This is a genomic window from Streptomyces tyrfis (assembly GCF_037034285.1).
Taxonomy (GTDB): Bacteria; Actinomycetota; Actinomycetes; order Streptomycetales; family Streptomycetaceae; genus Streptomyces.
Genome location: NZ_JBAGJZ010000014.1, coordinates 133262 through 151532 on the forward strand (window position 1 = coordinate 133262; position 18271 = coordinate 151532).

Genomic DNA, 18271 nt, shown 5'->3' on the forward strand with positions numbered 1-18271 from the left:
CGACCGTGGGCACGGCGCGGCCCCGGGCGGGCCCGCCCGGGGCCGCGCCGTCCTACGGGTCGAGGTCGTTCCCGGCCCGTTCGTTGAAGATCCGCATGGCCTTCGTGGTCACCGGTCCGGGTACGCCCGGCAGGTCCCGGCCGTCGACCCGGCGGACGGCCTGCACATCGCGCAGGCTGGACGTCAGGAAGATCTCGTCGGCCCGTTCCAGGACGTCGAAGGGCAGGTCGGTCTCCTGCGCCCCGGCCCACTCCACGACCAGCGCGCGGGTGATCCCGGCCAGGCAGCCGGAGGCGACCGGCGGGGTGTGCAGCTCCCCGTCGAGCACCACGAAGACGTTGGAGCCGGTGCCCTCGCAGAGCCGTCCGACGGTGTTGGCGAAGAGGGCCTCCGACGCGCCGTGCTCGTGGGCGCGGGCGAGCGCCACCACGTTCTCCGCGTACGAGGTGGTCTTGAGGCCGGTGAGCGCGCCGCGCTCGTTGCGGACCCAGGGCACGGTGATCGCGGCGGTGGCGTCGGGGCGGCGGGCCGCCTCCCCGAGGGCGACGACGAGGCCGGGGCCGGCGTCGCCGCGGTCGGAGCCCAGCGGGGCGAGCCCTCCGGTGTACGTGATGCGCAGCCGGCCCAGCGGCATGGGGTTGGCGTCGAGGACGGCGGCGCAGGCGCGGCGCACCTCGTCGAGGTCGGGTTCGGGCAGGCCGAGGCCGCGGGCCGAGCGGGCCAGCCGGCCGAGGTGGCGGGTGAGGGCGAACGGCCTGCCGTCGACGGCCTTGACCGTCTCGAAGATCCCGTCCCCCGCGGTGAGCCCGTGGTCGAGCACGGACACCCGGGCCTCGTCGGCGTCCCGCAGGGCGCCGTCGACCCACATCCTCATCGTGTGTTCCTTCCCGTCGTCTCGTGGTCGCCGGACGCCACGGCGAGCAGCCGTGCCGCCTTGAGTTCGGTCTCGTCCCATTCGCCCTCGGGGTCCGAGCCCCAGGTGATGCCCGCCCCGGTGCCGAAGCGGAGGACCGGCGGCCCCTCCGTCCGGTCGATCCAGAACGTGCGTATGCCGACGGCCAGGGAGGCCGTGCGGCGGTCGGCGTCGACCCAGCCGACGCCGCCGCAGTAGGGGCCCCGGGGCGCGGTCTCCAGCTCCTCGATGACGGCGAGGGCGCTGGACTTGGGGGCCCCGGTGACGGAGCCCGGTGGGAACGCCGCGTCGAGGAGTCCGGGCCAGCCGGCCCCCTCGGCGAGTTCCCCGCGCACGGTGGAGACGAGGTGGACGAGGCCGGGGTGCTTCTCCACCGCGCACAGGTCGGGGACCGTGACCGATCCCGTGGCGCAGACCCGGCCGAGGTCGTTGCGGACCAGGTCGACGATCATCACGTTCTCGGCGTGGTCCTTCTCCAGCAGATCGGCCTCGGTCCGTCCGGTGCCCTTGATCGGCCCCGACTCGACGGTGCGGCCGTCCCGGCGCAGGAAGAGCTCGGGGGAGGCGGTGGCGATCTCCACGCCGTGCGCGGGCAGCCGGATCGTTCCCGCGTAGGGGGCCGGGTTGCCGCGTGCCAGCAGCGAGGTCAGCGCGTCCACGTCGGCCGCGGCCGGGTCGGGCAGCGCCGCGGTCAGCACCCGGCAGAGGTTGGCCTGGTAGACCTCGCCCGCCGCGATGTGCTCGCGGATCCGGCGGACGCCCGAGACGTACGCGGCGTGGTCCAGGGAAGAGGTCCAGTCGCCGGCGGCGGGCCCGCGCCAGGCGCCGCGCACCGGGGCGGGCACCTCCTCCGGGCGGACGGTGTCGAAGCGGGCGCAGACGAGACGCCCCTCGAAATCGGCGGAGACGGCCCAGAAACCGGAGGATTCGAGGGCCGCGGGATCACTGGTCACGTCCCGCAGGCCGGACGCGACGAGGCCGCCGAAGCGGGCCATGGGAGCGAGGTCGTGCACGTCGCCGAGTCTAGGACGGCCCGCCCGGGCGGGCGGCGGTACGGGGCGCGCCCCAGCACGCTGCGCAAACGCGTTTTTGTACTGGCCCAGGAATCCGCTAGAGTTCAACACGTCGCCGGGACGCGGAAGCCGACCGGGAAAGACAAGCGGACGTAGCTCAGTTGGTAGAGCGCAACCTTGCCAAGGTTGAGGTCGCCAGTTCGAACCTGGTCGTCCGCTCGCAGAAAGGTGGGGGATCTTCCCGAACCCTCACTCCTGGTGGAGTGGCCGAGAGGCGAGGCAACGGCCTGCAAAGCCGTCTACACGGGTTCAAATCCCGTCTCCACCTCCAAGGACGATTAGCTCAGCGGGAGAGCGCTTCCCTGACACGGAAGAGGTCACTGGTTCAATCCCAGTATCGTCCACTGGTCCGCAAGGACCCCGCGCGATTAGCTCAGCGGGAGAGCGCTTCCCTGACACGGAAGAGGTCACTGGTTCAATCCCAGTATCGCGCACGCAGTACCATCAGTTTCGCCCCGCGCGATTAGCTCAGCGGGAGAGCGCTTCCCTGACACGGAAGAGGTCACTGGTTCAATCCCAGTATCGCGCACCAGCGGAAACCCCCGGTCGCCTCGGCGATCGGGGGTTTTGCCGTCTCCGTGCCGTGTCGGCGGTCGGACCGCCCCGGGTGTCGCGGAGGCGGTCCCGGGGCGGGCTCAGGACGCGAGGCGCGGGCTCAGGACGAGAAGAGCATCAGGACGAGAAGAGCATGCGGCCGAAGCTCTTGTGCCGGTAGTGGCCGCCGTGGTGCTGCGGCGCGCCCCAGGCGGGGGCCGGCGCGGCCGGGTACGCCTGCGGGGCGGGTGGTGCGGGCGGCATCTGCTGCGCCCACTGCGCCTCGATGCGGGTCAGGGTCTCCAGCTCGCCGTAGTCGAGGAAGATCCCCCGGCAGCCGCTGCACTGTTCGATCTGTATGCCGTTGCGGTTGTACGTGTGCATGGGCGCGTGGCACTTGGGGCACTGCATGACTCGGTCTCAACTCCTCGTCGTCGGGCGGTCGTCGTCGGCCTGTCCGCCGACGACCGGCTCAGCCTATGTCGCTTCTTCGTCCGTCGACTCCGGCGGGAGGGCGGCGATTCGCGCGCAGGCGTCGATCACCGTCCGCTCCGCCTCGTCCGGAGTCCGGCCCTCCGCGGCGGACTTGGCGAGGGCCAGGGCCGCGGTCTGCACGGTCAGGGCGCGGGCCGGGACGTCGAGTGCGGCCCAGGGGTCGCCCTCGGCGGGCACGGCGGGGCCGCCGGCCGCCCGGTAGGCGTCCAGGAAGCGCGGCCAGACGTCGGGGGGCAGCAGCCCGGCGGCGTACCAGGCGGCGGGGCGGGCGAGGTCCCAGGCGGGGTCGCCGGTTCCGGCGTCGTCGACGTCGATGAGCAGCCAGGGCCCGTGCGGGGCGGGGTGGCGGACGAGCTGGCCCAGGTGCAGGTCGCCGTGGCAGAGGAAGCGCGAGCGGCGGGCGGGCGGGGCGGCCTCGTCGCGGGCCCAGGCGGGCAGGCGGCGCCAGGCGGCGAGCACCGGGGCGGTGGCGGGGTCGCCGGGCCGGGCGGCGCGCATCCGGGCGACGGCGAGCGCCGTTTTGGCCGGACCGCGCATGGGCGGCAGGGCGAGGGAGGCGGGGGGCGGGGTGCGGTGCAGCGCGGCGAGCAGCGCGGCCGCCTCCGTCCAGGGGGCCGCGTCGGGGTCGCCGGGGTCGACGGGCTCGCCGTGCGGCCAGAGGGTGACGAGGCGGTCGTGGAGGGCGGCGGGCGGTGCGACGGGCCGGGGCCGCAGGGGTGCGAGCAGGATCCCGGTCAGCCGGGGGTGCCCGGCGAGGGCGAGCCGGGCCAGCAGCTCGGCGGCGGGGGCGCCGGGGGCGTGGGCCTTGGCGACGACCGGTCCGCTGCGGACCACCGTGCCGTCCGCGCGGTCCGCCAGGGTCTCGGGCGGCGGGCAGGCGCAGGGCGTTCCGGACGGCGGGTGGGCGGCCCGGTGGGCGATCGGGCCCAGCGCGCGTGCGGCGGCGGTGGGCGTGGCGGCGTCGGTGGCCGCCGGGTGCTGGGCGGGTGCGGTGGGCACGTTCTCCCCCGGTGTCGGGCGGGTGCGGGCCGGTCCGCGCCGGGCCCGCGACGAGCGTACGCGCGCCGGCCGCGTCCGGGCAGCGCGATGCCCGGTCAGCTCCCCAGCTGACCGGACAAACGCTGCCGTCCGCCGCACCCCCGTCCCCACGGGGTTGTCGGGCGGATGTCCGGTCCGGACCGCTCTTCCGGACCCGGGGCGCCGCTCAGCGCCCCAGCATCACGCCCACGGACGACGCCTGTGTGACCACCGCGTCCCAGCCGCCGAAGACGACCACGAGCAGGGCCGCCAGGGGGAGGACCATCGCCGTCGCCACCAGCGGGTGGCGGTGGCCGGACGACGGGCGGCGGACGAACGAGGCGTGGCGCCTGCTTCCCCGCGTGCGGAGGATGGTCCGCGATGCCGTGTCCGCCATGTTTCCTCTCCTGGCCGTTGTGGGGCGGCGGGCGTGTGACCTCGGGGGACGAGTGCCGCGCCCACCGCTTGATCCCAAGACTAGGGAGACGGGAGGCGGACGGCGTCATGCCCGCGTACCTAATGCCGGGCATCCCGGAGGAGGACCCGCGGGCGGCCGGTGTACTCCCCTGGGTGGAGATCGGCCGCCCGGGGGCCGGGGACATCCCGGAGCGGCACCCGCAGGGGGCGGCGCCGGGGTTTTGGGGAGTGACGTCGCTCACCCCCTGGTGTCCGGCGGGTGCCGGGCCCCGGGCCCGACGCCCCGACGTCCCGACGCCGCGTCGCCGTTCGCCCGCCGACGCGCCGTCCCGTGCGCGGCGGGAACCGGAGCGCGCCCACACGCCGTCATGAACCGTGCCATGCGCCGGTAAACGATCGGCGGGCGAGGGCGCGGCCTCTGAGCACCCCGGGCGCCGGGTACGTAAGCTGTGCTCGTCAGGCGAACCAGGCAGCGGGGATGGGCAGAACATGGCGATGATGCGGCTCCGCCGCGAGGACCCGCGTGTCGTCGGCTCGTTCAGGTTGCACCGGCGGCTGGGCGCGGGCGGCATGGGTGTCGTCTACCTCGGCTCGGACCGGCGGGGACAGCGGGTGGCGCTGAAGGTGATCCGGCCGGATCTGGCGGAGGACCAGGAGTTCCGTTCGCGGTTCGCGCGCGAGGTGTCCGCCGCGCGGCGGATCCGCGGGGGCTGCACGGCACGCCTGGTGGCCGCCGATCTGGAGGCGGACCGCCCGTGGTTCGCCACGCAGTACGTGCCGGGGCCCTCGCTGCACGACAGGGTGGCCGAGGAGGGCCCGTTGTCGGCGGCCGAGGTGGCCTCGATCGGTGCGGCGCTCTCCGAGGGCCTGGTGGCGGTGCACGAGGCGGGGGTCGTCCACCGCGACCTCAAGCCGTCGAACATCCTCCTCTCCCCCAAGGGCCCCCGGATCATCGACTTCGGGATCGCCTGGGCGACGGGCGCGTCCACCCTCACCCATGTCGGCACGGCCGTCGGCTCGCCCGGGTTCCTCGCCCCCGAGCAGGTGCGCGGCGCGGCGGTGACCCCGGCGACGGACGTGTTCGCGCTCGGCGCCACGCTGGCGTACGCGGCGACGGCGGACTCGCCCTTCGGGCACGGCAGTTCCGAGGTGATGCTGTACCGGGTGGTGCACGAGGAACCGCACTTGTACGACGTGCACGACGCGTTGGCGCCGCTGGTGAGCGCGTGTCTGGCGAAGGATCCGCAGGAGCGTCCGAGCACGCTCCAACTCTCCATGCGGCTCAAGGAGATCGCGGCGCGGGAGGCGCAGGGCCTGCACGACGCCCGTCCTCCGGCGCAGCGTTCGGCGGGCGAGCTGGACCGGCCCACGGGGCGGGTCGCCGGCCCGTACACCGAGCAGCAGACGCGGCGGACGGCCCCGCCGACGCCCCGGCGGCAGCAGCCGCGTCCTTCGCAGAGCGGCCGGCAGCCCGCGACGTCGCGGCCCGGGGCACCCCGCACGGGCGGTTCGCGCCCTCAGCGGCAGCAGCCGCGGGCCACCACCCGGTCCGGCGGGCGCCCGCAGAACGCCCGGGGGACGAACGGCCGCCCGGGCACCCGTCCCGGGGCCCGCACGACCTCGGCGGGGCGGCGTCCCGCCAATCCCCGGCTGCTGCGGCAGCGGCTGGTGGTCTTCGTGGTGGTGACGCTGCTGGTGGCGCTGGGCATCGCGCTGGCGCAGGGCTGCCAGGGCCCGGCCCGGGGCCTGGGCACGAGCACGGGCCGGACGCAGGTCGAGGCCCCGCAGGAGGACCGGGGCCAGGAGGACCGGGGCGAGGTCCAGGGTCCGCCGCTCCGGTAGGCCGGGGCGCTCCCCCGGCCCGGGTCGGGGTCAGGGCTGGGGGCGGCCCGATGCCACGGCGTAGAAGGCGACCGCGGCGGCCGCCCCCACGTTCAGCGAGTCGACGCCGTGCGCCATGGGGATGCGCACCCACCGGTCGGCGGCGACGAGGGCCCGGGTGGACAGTCCCTCGCCCTCGGCGCCGAGCATCAGCGCCACCCGGTCCATCCGGTGCGGCGCCACCCGGTCGATGCTGTCGGCCTTCTCGTCCGGGGTCAGCGCCAGCAGCTCGAAGCCGGCCTCGCGCACCGTCTCCAGGGACTTGGGCCAGCTGTCGAGCCGGGCGTAGGGGACGGAGAAGACCGCGCCCATGGAGACCTTGACGGAGCGCCGGTAGAGCGGGTCGGCGCAGTCCGGGGAGAGCAGGACGGCGTCCATGCCGAGGGCGGCGGCGCTGCGGAAGATCGCCCCGATGTTGGTGTGGTCGTTGACCGCCTCCATGACGGCCACCCGGCGGGCGGTCGCCAGCAGTTCCCCGGCGCTCGGCAGCGGCTTGCGCTGCATCGAGGCGAGGGCGCCGCGGTGGACGTGGTAGCCGGTGACGCGTTCGGCGAGCTCCGGGCTGACCGCGTAGACCGGGGCGGGGACCTCGTCGATGACGTCGCGCATCAGGTCGACCCACTTCGCGGAGAGCAGCATCGACCGCATCTCGTACCCGGCGTGCCGGGCGCGGCGGATCACCTTCTCGCCCTCGGCGATGAAGAGGCCCTCGGCGGGCTCTCTGCGGCGCCGGAGTTCGACGTCGGTGAGTCCGGTGTAGTCGCGCAGGCGGGGGTCGTCGGGGTCGTCGACGGTGATGAGGTCAGCCACGGGTTCGATACTGCCTTGTCCGGTGTGTGGTGCCAACGGCTTGACGGAAGTTCCGTTACCGCCGGTTACTCCGTGCGGAGCGGGCTTGCGGGGGTGTCGGTCATCCGCCGTGCGCCGGCGCGGTGTCCGCGCCGATCGCGACGACGTCTCCGATGACGACGACGGCCGGGGGGCGCACGTTCTCGGCGGCGGCGCGTTCGGCGACGGTCGCGAGGGTCGCGTCGACCCGGCGCTGGGCGGCGGTGGTGCCCTCCTGGACGAGGGCGACGGGGGTGCCGGGGTCCTTTCCGTGGGCGACGAGGGCGCGGGCGATGGCGCCGATCTTGTCGACGGCCATCAGCAGGACGAGGGTGCCGCGCAGCCTGGCGAGGGCCTGCCAGTCGACCAGGGAGCGGGGGTCGTCGGGGGCGACATGGCCGCTGACGACGGTGAACTCGTGCGCGACGCCGCGGTGGGTGACGGGGATTCCGGCGGCGCCGGGCACGGAGATCGAGCTGGAGATGCCGGGGACGACCGTGCAGGCGATGCCCTCGGCGGCGAGCGCCTGGGCCTCCTCCATGCCGCGGCCGAAGACGAACGGGTCGCCGCCCTTGAGCCGTACGACGGCCTTGCCGGCCTTGGCGTGCTCGATCAGCGTCCGGTTGATGGCCTCCTGGGCCATGGAGCGGCCGTACGGGATCTTCGCGGCGTCGATCACCTCGACGTGCGGGGGGAGTTCGTCGAGCAGGTCGCGCGGGCCCAGGCGGTCGGCGACGACGACGTCGGCCTCCGCGAGGAGTCGACGGCCGCGCACCGTGATCAGGTCGGGGTCGCCGGGTCCGCCGCCGACGAGGGCGACGCCGGGGGTGCGGGTGCGGTGGTGGGGTGCGGCGAGAACGCCCTCGCGCAGGCCCTCGACGATGGCGTCGCGGACGGCGGCGGAGTGGCGCGGGTCGCGGCCGTGGGCGTCGGTGGTGAGGACGGCGACGGTCACGCCGGCGCTGCGGCCTGTGGCGGGGGTCCAGGCGGTGGCGGCGTCGGCGTCGTCGCTGCGGACGCACCAGACGCGGTGGCGCTCGGCCTCGGCGGAGGCGGCGTCGTTGGCCGCGGTGTCGTCGGAGGCGATCAGGGCGTACCAGGCGTCGGCCAGGTCCCCGTCGGCGTACCGGCGGCGCTCCCAGCGGATCTCGCCGGCGTCGGCCATCGCCTCGACGGACGCGGTCGCGGCCGGTGAGACGAGGAGGACGTCGGCGCCCGCCGCGACGAGCGCGGGGAGGCGGCGCTGGGCGACCTGGCCGCCGCCGACCACGACGACGCGGCGCCCGCCGAGGCGCAGTCCGACGGGGTACGCGGGGTGGTCGGCGTGTTCGGCCATGACGGTGCGGGCTCCTCGTACGGGGCGGGGTGCGGGGGCCGCTGCGACGCTGGAGCGGCTGTGACGTGCGGGTTCGTGGGGTGATCCACGATACGCGCTGAGGCGGGCGGGGCGGACGGCGGCGAGGAGGGCGCGACGGGGCGCCGCGGGGGCGTGCCGGCGCGGCATTCCGCCCGCCGCGCTCCCGGGCACTCCCCTCCCCGGCCCGCTCCCGCGGGTGTGCGGGGCGGGGCGGGCGGGGAGCGCGCCGGCTACTTCTCGGTGACGCCCGCCGTGTCGAAGGTCGCCACCTCGTGCATGGCCCGGGCCGCGCTCTGCACGATGGGCAGCGCCAGCAGCGCGCCCGTGCCCTCGCCGAGGCGGAGGTCGAGGTCGACGAGCGGGCGCAGGCCCAGCTTGTTGAGGGCGGCGACATGGCCGGGCTCGGCACTGCGGTGGCCCGCGATGCAGGCGGCGAGGGCCTCGGGGGCGATCGCCCGGGCGACCAGGGCGGCGGCCCCCGCGCTGACCCCGTCGAGGATGACGGGGGTGCGGAGCGAGGCGCCGCCCAGCAGGAAGCCGGCCATCGCCGCGTGTTCGAGCCCGCCGACCGCCGCCAGGACGCCGATCGGGTCGGCCGGGTCGGGCTGGTGGAGTTCCAGCGCGCGGCGGACGACGTCGACCTTGCGGGCGTGCATCTCGTCGTTGATGCCGGTGCCGCGTCCGGTGACCTCGGCCGGATCCAGGCCCGTGTACACGGAGACCAGGGCGGCCGACGCGGTGGTGTTGGCGATGCCCATCTCACCGATGAGGAGGCCCTTGTTGCCGGCCGCGACCAGATCGCGGGCGGTCTCGATGCCGACCTCGACGGCGGCGAGCACCTCCTCGCGGGTGAGGGCGGGGCCGGTGGTGAAGTCGGCCGTTCCGGCGCGCACCTTGCGGGGCAGGAGGCCCGGCGTCGCGGGGAGCTCCATGGCGACGCCGACGTCGACCACGCAGACCTCGGCGCCGACCTGCGCCGCGAACGCGTTGCAGACCGCTCCCCCGCCGAGGAAGTTGGCGACCATCTGGCCGGTGACCTCCTGCGGCCAGGCGGTGACGCCCTGGGCGTGCACCCCGTGGTCGCCCGCGAAGATCGCGACGGCCGCGGGCTCGGGGACCGGCGGCGGGCACACCCGGGAGAGCCCGGAGAGCTGCGCGGAGATGATCTCCAGCATGCCGAGCGCGCCCGCGGGCTTGGTCATCCGCTTCTGGCGCTCCCACGCCTCGCCGAGCGCCTTGGCGTCCAGCGGACGGATGTTGGCGATGGTCTCCTGGAGCAGGTCGTGCGGCTCCTCGCCGGGCAGGGCGCGCCGCCCGTACGTCTCCTCGTGGACCACCCAGGAGAGCGGGCGGCGCCTGGACCAGCCCGCCTGCACCAGTTCGGGCTCCTCGGGGAACTCGTCGACGTAGCCGACGCACAGGTAGGCGACGACTTCGAGGTGTTCGGGGAGGCCGAGGGCGCGGACCATCTCGCGCTCGTCGAAGAAGCTGACCCAGCCGACGCCGAGGCCCTCGGCCCGGGCGGCGAGCCAGAGGTTCTCGACGGCCAGCGCCGAGGAGTACGGGGCCATCTGCGGCTGGGTGTGCCGGCCGAGGGTGTGCCGGCCGCCCCGGGTGGGGTCGGCGGTGACGACGATGTTGACCGGGGTGTCGAGGATGGCCTCGATCTTGAGTTCCTTGAAGTGCTTGGCCCGGCCCTTGGGCAGCGACTTGGCGTAGGCGTCGCGCTGGCGCTGCGCCAGTTCGTGCATGGAGCGCCGGGTCTCCGCCGAGCGGATGACGACGAAGTCCCAGGGCTGAGAGTGGCCGACGCTGGGCGCGGTGTGCGCGGCTTCGAGGACCCGGAGCAGCACCTCGTGCGGGATCGGGTCGCTACGGAAGCCGTTGCGGATGTCGCGGCGGTCGCGCATCACCCGGAGCACGGCCTCGCGCTCCGCGTCGTCGTAGCCCGGGGCGGGCGGCCCGGCGGGCGTCGGGGCCGGGGTCGCGTCGGGGCCGGGCGTCTCGGCGGCCTCCGGCTGCGCGGCGGGGTGCGGCGCGCCGTCCTCGGGCGCGGTGGCCGCCGCCGGCTCGGGGCGAGGGCCGTCCTGCGGGGCCTCCGCAGGGGCGGGCCGCGCGGCGGGCGCGGCCTCCGGGGCCGCTGCGGCCGCGGGGGCCGCCTCGGGCTCCGGCTCGGCGGCCGACGGGCCCTCGGGGGCGGCGTCCTGGGCGGGGGCGGCACTCCGAACAGGGGCGGGGGCCGGGGTCCGGGCAGGGGCGGGGGCCGGGTCCGGTGCCGCGCCGGCGGGCTCGGCGGCGGGGGCGGGCCGGGCGGGCTCGGCGGACAGGGCGCCGACGGGCTCGCCGGCGAGGGCGGACTGGGGCGCCTCCGCGGGCTCGTCCGCATCGACGGCCCGGGCGAGGTCGGCGGGCTGGACGGGGGTTCCGTCCTCGGCGGCCACGGGCTCCGCCGTCTCGACGGGGGCCGGCTCCGCCGTCTCGGCCGGAACCTGCTCAGCGGTCTCGGCCGGGGCCGGTTCCGCGGCGGCCGTCATGGCTCCGGTCTCCGCTGCCGCGGTCTCCGCCGCGACGGGCGCCGGGGCCGCTTCGGTCTGCGGGGCCGCCGGAACCGCTCCCTCCACGGGAGCGGGAACGGGAGCGGGTGCGGCGTCGTCAGCGGGTACGACGGGCTCAACGGGTGCGACGGGCTCGGCGGGCACGGCCGCCTCGGCGGCTTCGGTCTCCGCACCGGCTTCGGGAGCGACGGCCTCGACGGGCGCGGGCACGGTGTCGACGGTCACGGGCTCAACGGGTACGGCCTCGGCCGCCCCCGGCGCGGCGGTCGTGGGAGCGGTGGCCTCGACGGGCTCGGCGCCCGCGTCCGTGGCCACGGCCTCCGGCGTCGCGGCGGCCTCCGTCTCGGCCGCCTCGGCCGTCGTGGCCGCCTCCGCCTGCGCGACCGCGGCGGGGCCGGGTACGGTGCCCGGCGCGGCCTCGGCCTCCGGCGCGGCGGCGTCCTCGGGTCCCTGGGCGGGGGCCCCGGCCTCCTGCGCGGGGACCTCGACAGGCTCGGCGGGCGCGTCCGCCGGCGCGGCGGCGTCCACGGTCTCGGGGGCCGCCGACGGCTCCGGCGCGGGCTGCGCCGCGGGCGCCGGTCCGTCGACCGGCCCGGCGGCGGGTTCCGGGGCCGCCGTCGCGTCCTGGGCAGCCGTCCCCGGCGCGACCGCTTCTCCGGCCGACGCCTCCGGTACGGCGGCCTCCGGGGCGGTGGCCTCGGGCGCCGCCGCCACCGGGGCGACCGCTTCTTCCTGGACCGCTTCCTGGACCGCGCTCTCCGGGGCGACGGCCTCCGCGACAACCGCCTCCACGACCGCGGACTCCGGGGCGACGGGTTCCGGAGCCGTGGATTCCGGAGCCGTGGAATCCGGTGCGGCGGCCGCACCCGTCGCCGGTGCGACGACCGGCTGGGGCGCCGGGGCGGACCACGGGGTCCCGCCCTGCGGCAGGATCTGGCCCAGCTGGGGGCCGGGCAGCGCGGACGCGTCGCCGAAGTAGTCGGGCCCGGCCAGGGGCGCTCCGGCCTGCGGTGCGGGGGCCTGGGGCTGAGGCACGGCGGCTGTCTGGGCCTGCGGCTGGGCCGTCCGGGCCTGCGGCTGGGGCACCTCGGCCGGACCCCGGTCGGCGAGCGAACGGACCACGCCGCCGGTCGGCGTGGGGCTGTAGGAGGGTGCGTCGACCGCGGCCGGGCCACGGCGCAGCGGGCGTCGCGCCGGAGCCGGGACCTGGGCCTGGGGCTGTGCCGCGTGGGGCGCCGGGACGGGCGCGGGGATGCGCACGCCCTGGAGGTCGGCGGAACCGGTGGCGTGGGCGTCGGCCGCGTACGCGTCCTGGGCCGCCCCCGGGACGGGCTGCTGTGCCGGGACGTGCTCCTGGACCGGGGCGGGTCCCTGGGGGTGGGCGGCGGCGTCGCCGGCCGCCCGGGGCGCGGGACCGGCCGGGTGGCCCCCCTGCGCGGGCACCGGCGCGTACCCGGCCGCGCCGTCGGCGTACGGGGCGGGGGACGGCACCGGCTGCGGGTCGCTCCAGGCGCCCTGCGGGCTCGGCATCAGCAGGAGGTCGTCGTCCTCGGGAACGTACTCGGAGGGGGCGAGGCCGGTGTACGCGTCCGGGGCGGCGACACCCGGCTGCTCCACCGTGCCTGCGTTCTCCGGCAGTCCCTCACCCGGGACCTGGCCGGTGTCACTCATGCGTACCCCTCGCCCATCGTCAGTGCCTCTTCGCTTCTCGGCCCTTCGTCCGGGACGCCCGACCACGCCGCTCCACGCCCGTCACCCAGGACGAACGGGGGCGTCGCGCGGCACGAGAGGGTCACGGACATACCGCATTCTCCCGGGCCGTCCGTCGCCGCGGCAGCTCATTTCGCCACGGCCCGCTGTGGACTGCGCCACGTCGCGCGTCCCCCGGTTCTGCCGTACCACAACGGGGACCAAAACGGTCCCCTTTTCCGGACATTGACGAACGAAGCGACGAACGCCCAGCCGCGGTGCAACGATCGGCCAGCCTACCTCGCGCGGCGCGGCGGCCCGGTCAGGGGGCGAGGTCCGAACGCAGCGCCGAGAGCAGGAACACGACGGAGCGTTCGCGCTCCGACCAGGCGCTGGTGTCGAGTTCGACGGACTGCAGGAGCGAGCAGCGGACGGTGTATCCGTGCCGGGCCAGGGCCGCGCCGAGCGCCTCGGCCTCGTCGCGCGTCGACGCGTGGGTCACCACGCGTTCCGGCCTCCGCTCGGTGACGGCGGTGACCACGGCGACGCCTCCGCCGCCGACCCGTACGACGTCGGGTTCGGGAAGCCGTTCCAGCACCTGCGGGGCCCGGCCCTCGACCACCTGGACCTGGACCCCGAACGCGCGGGCCGCGGCCGCCGTCCGGGCACAGGCGGCCGGGTCGCTGTCGACGGCCAGGACGGCCGCGCCGAAGCGGGCGGCCTCCACGGCCAGGGCGCCGCCCCCGGAGCCGATGTCCCAGAGCAGGTCGCCGGTGCGGGGGCCCAGGAGGGCCAGTTGGGCGGCGCGCAGCCCCGGGAACTCGCCCTCGCCGCTCCCGGCCCGGCCGCCCCGCGCGTCGGCGGGGTACGCCTCCGGGGGCAGCGCCCAGCCGCGGACGCCGCGGGGCCCGCCGGGGTCGTGGGCGGCGATCCAGGCGCCGGGGGCCTGCGGTTCGGCTCCCCCGCCGATGACGATCACCACGTTGGGATCGCGCCAGACGTGGTCGGCGGCCCGCTCGGAGGTGACGACGCTGATCTGTTCACGCGCGGTGCCGAGTTCCTCGCAGACGACGAAGGTGCGGTGGACCCCTTCGAGGAGCAGGGCGAGTTCGGCGGGGCCGGCGCCGGGCGAGGTGAGGACGGCGACCTTGTGGTGGGCGCGGCAGACGTTGACGGCGCGGCGCAGGGTGCGGGGGTGGGCGACGACGACGCGGGCGTCCTCCCAGGGCATCCCGGCGCGGGCGAACGCGGTGGCGACGGACGACACCGCGGGCACCACCTCGACCTCCAGGCCGTGTTCGGGCGCGCGGAGGTTGCGTACGACTCCGAAGAAGCCCGGGTCCCCGTCGGCGAGGACGACGGCGCTGCCGCGGTGTCCGGCGATCCGGCGGGCGGCCAGGTCGATGGAGCCGAGGCGGATGCGCTCGGCGTGCGGGGGGACTTCGGGGAGGGCGAGGTGGTGGGCTGCTCCGGCGACGAGCGTGGCGGCCGAGAGGGCGGCCGTGGCGGCTCCGGTCAGCGGCGAGCCGTCCCAGCCGATCACGGTGACCCGATCGGCCATCTGTCGTCAGTCTCCTGGAGTCGTCGCAGGTCGAAAGGGGCGGGTGGGGCGAGCAGGGCGGGTGGAGGGGGCAGTGGGAGAGTACCCGGTCCGTGCCGGGGCGGTGTCCCGGCCCCCGGGCCGGATCAGTTCCAGTCGTGGAGGGCCCCGTAGCCGCCCGCGTCCGCGAGCTGTCCGCCGACCTCCTCGAGGTCTTCGGGGAGCAGGCCCCAGACGATCAGGTCGGTCCTGATGTCGGTCCAGCCGCCGTCCTCCGTGGGGGTACGCGCTATGCGGGCGTTGCGCAGGACCCCCTCGCTGATGCAGCCGGCCTTCTGGGCGACCTGCTGGGCGGCGGAGTTGCCCGCGGCGATGCGCAGTTCCACGCGTTCGAAGCCCTGGTCGCGGAAGAGCCACTGGGCCAGGGCGAGCACGGCCTCGGTGGCGTATCCCTCGCCGCGCGCCCAGGGGGCGGTGACGTACGCGGCCTCGGTGGCGAGGGTGCGCCAGTCGGTGTTGAGCAGGCGGACCGAGCCGACGAGCCGCTGGGTGAGGAACTCGGTGACGGCGAGGGCGATGCCGTCGCCGTTCGTACGCTGCGCGGGGGCGATCCGGCGCACCCAGCGTTCGGCGTCGACCCGGGTGCAGGGGTGAGGGGCGTCGACCCAGGCGGTGACCAGTTCGTCGTTCATCATCTCGATGTACGCGGGGACGTCCACCATGTCGAACGGACGCAGCACCAGCCGTTCCGTGCTGATGGAGATGTCCGGGAAGGTGGAAGTCATGCGCGGCTCCGTGGCGAGGAACGTGTAAAGGCACAGCATGCAGCATCAGCGGGGCCTCGCGCATGGCCGGGTGGGCACGGCGGAGCCCCGCGCCCCCGCGGCGGGGTGCGCGGGGATCGCGGGGCGGAGGCCGTACGGGTCAGGACTTCGAGGCGTCGCCGAAGGCCGGGACGACCGAGCCCTTGTAGGTGTCCTCGATGAACTTCCTCACGGCGTCGGAGTGCAGGAGCTTGACGAGCTTCTCGACGCGGGGGTCCTTCTCGTCGCCCTTCTTGACGACGAGGATGTTGGCGTACGGGTTGCCGTCGGCCTTCTCCTGCGCCAGGGCGTCCTTCGCGGGCGTCAGCTTCGCCTCGATGGCGTAGTTGCCGTTGATGACGGCGGCGTCGACGTCGTTCAGGGCGCGGGGCACGGTCGCGGCCTCCAGCTCCTTGAACTCCAGACCCTTCTTGTCGGTGATGTCGCTGAGCTTGGCGTCGGTGCCGACGCCGTCCTTCAGCTTGATCAGGCCGTTGTCGGCGAGGAGGTGGAGGGCGCGGCCCTCGTTGGTGGTGTCGTTGGGGACCGCGACGGTCTGGCCGGACTTGATGCCGTCGAGGGACTTGACCTTCTTGGAGTAGAGGCCGAGGGGCTCCAGGTGGACGGCGCCGACGGAGACGAGGTGGGTGTTGTTCTTCTTGTTGAAGTCGTCCAGGTAGGGCTGGTGCTGGAAGAAGTTGGCGTCGACCTGGCCGCTCTCGGTGGCGGTGTTCGGCAGGACGTAGTCGGTGAACTCCTTGACCTCCAGCTTGAGACCCTCCTTCGCCGCCAGGTTCTTCTTGACGAAGTCCAGGATGTCGGCGTGCGGGGTCGGGGAGGCGGCGACGACCAGCGCCTTGGAGGTGTCGGCCTCGGCGCCGTCGCTCTTGGCCCCGGGGTCGGAGTCCGTGCCGCAGGCGCCGAGGCCGAGGGCCAGGGCGGCGGTGACGGCGGCAGCCGCGGTGATCTTGATGTTCTTGCGCACGAAGAGTGCCTCTTTCCGGTGATGAGGGTGGTGCGCCCGGACAAGGAGTGCGGGCTTGAGCGGAGGGGAGGTCGTGGGCGGGGACGCGTCAGGCGGCGGCGCGGCCGCGGCGGGCCAGCAGCCGTACCGCCAGGTCCCCGATCAGCTGGATCACGGTCACGATGACGATGAGCACGGCGACGGTGACGAGCATGAAGTGGTTGTCGAAGCGCTGGTATCCGTAGGTCACGGCCTTGGAACCGAGTCCTTCGCCGCCGACCGCGCCCGCCAGGGCGGAGTAGCCGATGAGCACGATGACGGTGGTGGTGACGCCGGAGACGAGCGAGGGCAGCGCCTGCGGCAGCAGCACCTTGCGCACGATCGTCGGCACGGACCCGCCCATCGACTGGACGGCTTCGACGAGTCCGTGGTCGACCTCGCGGACGGCGGTCTCGACCAGTCGCGCGAAGAACGGGATCGCCCCGACGGAGAGCGGCACGATCATCGCGGTGGGGCCGATGAAGGTGCCGACGACCCAGGTGGTGAAGGGGATCAGGGCGATCAGCAGGATGATGAACGGCATCGAGCGGCCGATGTTCACGATCACGCCGACGATCTTGTTCACCGGGGTGTTCTGGAGGAGTCCGCCCTTGTCCGTGAGGACCAGCAGGACGCCGAGCGGCAGTCCGACCAGGACGGTGACGACGGTGGACCAGAGCACCATGTAGAGGGTGTCGACGGTCCCCTGGACCAGCAGCGGCTGCATGTCCGACCAGGTCACTTCGCCACCTCCTCGGTGAGCGGGGCGGGGGTCTGCGCGGGGGCGCCCTGGGCGGCGTCGGTGACGACCTCGGCCTGGAGGCCCTGTTCGCGCAGGAAGCCGATCGGGACGACGTTCTCCTCGAAGCGGCCGGGCAGTTCGATGCGCATCCGGCCGATCTGCTTGCCGCCGACGGTGTCCATCGCGGCGCCGAGGATCGAGATGTCGATGTTGTACGTGCGGGAGAGCTGCGAGATCACCGGCTGGGTGGCGGCCTCGCCGTGGAAGGTGACGTCGACGACCGTGCGGTCCGGGCCGGAGGCGGCGCCGCCGAGGGGGAACAGCTCGTGGGCCAGTTCGGAGCCGGGCGTGGCGAGGAGCTCGCCGACCGTGCCGGACTCGACGACGCGTCCCTTGCGCATCAGCGCGGCGGAGTCGCAGACCGTCTTGACGACGTCCATCTCGTGCGTGATGAGCAGCACGGTCAGGCCGAGTTGCCGGTTGAGGTCGCGCAGCAGCTGGAGGATGGAGCGGGTGGTCTCGGGGTCGAGGGCGGAGGTGGCCTCGTCGGAGAGCAGCACCTTGGGGTCGCCGGCCAGGGCGCGGGCGATGCCGACGCGCTGCTTCTGGCCGCCGGAGAGCTGCCCGGGGTACGCCTTGGCCTTGTCGGCGAGCCCGACCAGGTCGAGGAGTTCGAGCGCCTTGCGGGACCGCTCCCCGGCGCCGACGCCGAGGATCTCCAGCGGGAGCTCGATGTTGGCCCGGACGGTGCGGGAGGCCAGCAGGTTGAAGTGCTGGAAGACCATGCCGATGCGGCTGCGCGCCTCGCGCAGTTCCCGTCCGGCCCGGCGGCCGCGTCCGGCGAGGGCGGTGAGGTCCTGGCCGGCCACGGTCACGGTGCCGGACGTCGGGCGTTCCAGCAGGTTGACGCAGCGGATGAGGGAGGACTTCCCGGCGCCGCTCTGCCCGATGACGCCGTACACCTCGCCCTCCCGGACGTGCAGGTCGACGCCGTCCAGGGCGGTGACCTCGCGGCCGTGCGACTGATAGACCTTCGTGAGGCCCGTAGTGGTGATCACAGGGTTTCCGTCACTGTCGAGTGCGCGGCGCGGTGTCCGCCGGGCACGGGGCATTCGTCTGAGGAGACTGTTCGGACGTTTCGATCGAATCGTTTCCGGGCGGGGCCGGGCGCGGGCGCACGGGCACGGTGGCCGGGGCGGCGTCGCGCGGGCGTCGTTCCGCGGGGCGCGGACGGCTCGGGCTCGGTCTCGCTTCGGGGCGCGAGGATCGGGCGGGGGCCCTCAGAAGGTGCGCATTCGACACATACAACGAGCACCGGGCGTCGTGTTCGCCTCGGTCGCAGGGATGCGGCTGCTCGTCGTGGTCATGCCCCAAGTAAAACAGACGTCACGCTCCGCCAAACCCGTATGTCCGGATGCCGGACA

General features: G+C 75.1%; 14 protein-coding genes and 5 tRNA genes. 6 read left to right on the forward strand and 13 right to left on the reverse strand.

Annotation, left to right across the window (positions count from 1 at the left end; all coding sequences use genetic code 11):
• Positions 1 to 52: 52 nt before the first annotated feature.
• Positions 53 to 874 carry an aminotransferase class IV gene (locus tag WA762_RS13640; protein ID WP_335935873.1) on the reverse strand — a complete coding sequence of 274 codons (822 nt, stop codon included), beginning with the start codon at positions 872 to 874 and terminating at the stop codon, positions 53 to 55.
• A complete protein-coding gene (locus WA762_RS13645; protein ID WP_335935922.1) occupies positions 871 to 1908 on the reverse strand; it encodes a chorismate-binding protein in 1038 nt (345 codons plus the stop codon). Before WA762_RS13645 ends, WA762_RS13640 begins: the two co-directional genes overlap by 4 nt.
• Positions 1909 to 2072: 164 nt before the next feature.
• On the opposite strand from WA762_RS13645, the gene WA762_RS13650 reads away from it, so the two are divergent.
• From WA762_RS13650 to WA762_RS13670, 5 genes are all read left to right on the forward strand, one after another.
• Positions 2073 to 2145: transfer RNA gene (locus WA762_RS13650), tRNA-Gly, on the forward strand.
• A 38-nt stretch (positions 2146 to 2183) separates the two neighbouring features.
• Positions 2184 to 2257: transfer RNA gene (locus WA762_RS13655), tRNA-Cys, on the forward strand.
• Position 2258: 1 nt separating this feature from the next.
• Positions 2259 to 2330, forward strand: a tRNA-Val gene (locus WA762_RS13660).
• A gap of 18 nt (positions 2331 to 2348) precedes the next feature.
• Positions 2349 to 2420: transfer RNA gene (locus WA762_RS13665), tRNA-Val, on the forward strand.
• Between the two features lie 23 nt (positions 2421 to 2443).
• Positions 2444 to 2518 (forward strand) — tRNA-Val (locus tag WA762_RS13670).
• A 140-nt stretch (positions 2519 to 2658) separates the two neighbouring features.
• Here the strand turns inward: WA762_RS13670 and WA762_RS13675 are convergent.
• The 3 genes from WA762_RS13675 to WA762_RS13685 form a co-directional block, all read right to left on the reverse strand.
• Complete coding sequence (locus WA762_RS13675) at positions 2659 to 2931, reverse strand: TFIIB-type zinc ribbon-containing protein (protein WP_335935875.1); 273 nt, start codon at positions 2929 to 2931, stop codon at positions 2659 to 2661.
• A gap of 66 nt (positions 2932 to 2997) precedes the next feature.
• Positions 2998 to 4014, reverse strand: coding sequence for a phosphotransferase family protein (locus tag WA762_RS13680; protein WP_443080579.1), 1017 nt, complete (start codon positions 4012 to 4014; stop codon positions 2998 to 3000).
• Between the two features lie 205 nt (positions 4015 to 4219).
• A complete protein-coding gene (locus tag WA762_RS13685) occupies positions 4220 to 4429 on the reverse strand; it encodes a hypothetical protein (RefSeq protein ID WP_335935876.1) in 210 nt (69 codons plus the stop codon).
• Between the two features lie 509 nt (positions 4430 to 4938).
• Between WA762_RS13685 and WA762_RS13690 the strand changes: the two genes are divergently transcribed.
• A complete protein-coding gene (locus tag WA762_RS13690; protein WP_335935877.1) occupies positions 4939 to 6291 on the forward strand; it encodes a serine/threonine-protein kinase in 1353 nt (450 codons plus the stop codon).
• Positions 6292 to 6321: 30 nt separating this feature from the next.
• Here WA762_RS13690 and WA762_RS13695 read toward each other — a convergent pair whose 3' ends face one another.
• From WA762_RS13695 to WA762_RS13730, 8 genes are all read right to left on the reverse strand, one after another.
• Positions 6322 to 7140: a TrmH family RNA methyltransferase gene (locus WA762_RS13695; protein ID WP_335935879.1), complete on the reverse strand. Its 819-nt coding sequence runs from the start codon at positions 7138 to 7140 to the stop codon at positions 6322 to 6324.
• 100 nt (positions 7141 to 7240) lie between these two features.
• Complete coding sequence (cobA, locus tag WA762_RS13700; RefSeq protein ID WP_335935880.1) at positions 7241 to 8494, reverse strand: uroporphyrinogen-III C-methyltransferase; 1254 nt, start codon at positions 8492 to 8494, stop codon at positions 7241 to 7243.
• 251 nt (positions 8495 to 8745) lie between these two features.
• Positions 8746 to 12741: a nicotinate-nucleotide--dimethylbenzimidazole phosphoribosyltransferase gene (cobT, locus tag WA762_RS13705; protein WP_335935882.1), complete on the reverse strand. Its 3996-nt coding sequence runs from the start codon at positions 12739 to 12741 to the stop codon at positions 8746 to 8748.
• A 340-nt stretch (positions 12742 to 13081) separates the two neighbouring features.
• Positions 13082 to 14320, reverse strand: a complete 1239-nt coding sequence (gene cbiE / locus WA762_RS13710) for a precorrin-6y C5,15-methyltransferase (decarboxylating) subunit CbiE (RefSeq protein ID WP_335935883.1) — start codon at positions 14318 to 14320, stop codon at positions 13082 to 13084.
• A gap of 125 nt (positions 14321 to 14445) precedes the next feature.
• The gene (locus WA762_RS13715; protein WP_443080580.1) at positions 14446 to 15123 is read right to left on the reverse strand and encodes a GNAT family N-acetyltransferase; all 678 of its coding nucleotides are present in this window, start codon (positions 15121 to 15123) and stop codon (positions 14446 to 14448) included.
• A 100-nt stretch (positions 15124 to 15223) separates the two neighbouring features.
• On the reverse strand, positions 15224 to 16087 hold the full coding sequence (locus tag WA762_RS13720; RefSeq protein ID WP_335935885.1) for a MetQ/NlpA family ABC transporter substrate-binding protein: 864 nt from the start codon (positions 16085 to 16087) through the stop codon (positions 15224 to 15226).
• An 88-nt stretch (positions 16088 to 16175) separates the two neighbouring features.
• Positions 16176 to 16847, reverse strand: coding sequence for a methionine ABC transporter permease (locus WA762_RS13725; RefSeq protein WP_335935887.1), 672 nt, complete (start codon positions 16845 to 16847; stop codon positions 16176 to 16178).
• Complete coding sequence (locus WA762_RS13730; protein WP_335935888.1) at positions 16844 to 17905, reverse strand: methionine ABC transporter ATP-binding protein; 1062 nt, start codon at positions 17903 to 17905, stop codon at positions 16844 to 16846. Before WA762_RS13730 ends, WA762_RS13725 begins: the two co-directional genes overlap by 4 nt.
• Positions 17906 to 18271: the final 366 nt, after the last annotated feature.

What these genes read in the sequence shown, in the direction of transcription:
- WA762_RS13640 (WP_335935873.1), bottom strand. Translation starts at nt 874, where the DNA reads ATGAGGATGTGGGTCGACGGCGCCCTGCGGGACGCCGACGAGGCCCGG.
- WA762_RS13645 (WP_335935922.1), bottom strand. Translation starts at nt 1,908, where the DNA reads ATGGCCCGCTTCGGCGGCCTCGTCGCGTCCGGCCTGCGGGACGTGACC.
- WA762_RS13675 (WP_335935875.1), bottom strand. Translation starts at nt 2,931, where the DNA reads ATGCAGTGCCCCAAGTGCCACGCGCCCATGCACACGTACAACCGCAAC.
- WA762_RS13685 (WP_335935876.1), bottom strand. Translation starts at nt 4,429, where the DNA reads ATGGCGGACACGGCATCGCGGACCATCCTCCGCACGCGGGGAAGCAGG.
- WA762_RS13690 (WP_335935877.1), top strand. Translation starts at nt 4,939, where the DNA reads ATGGCGATGATGCGGCTCCGCCGCGAGGACCCGCGTGTCGTCGGCTCG.
- cobA (WP_335935880.1), bottom strand. Translation starts at nt 8,494, where the DNA reads ATGGCCGAACACGCCGACCACCCCGCGTACCCCGTCGGACTGCGCCTC.
- cobT (WP_335935882.1), bottom strand. Translation starts at nt 12,741, where the DNA reads ATGAGTGACACCGGCCAGGTCCCGGGTGAGGGACTGCCGGAGAACGCA.
- cbiE (WP_335935883.1), bottom strand. Translation starts at nt 14,320, where the DNA reads ATGGCCGATCGGGTCACCGTGATCGGCTGGGACGGCTCGCCGCTGACC.
- WA762_RS13715 (WP_443080580.1), bottom strand. Translation starts at nt 15,123, where the DNA reads ATGCTGTGCCTTTACACGTTCCTCGCCACGGAGCCGCGCATGACTTCC.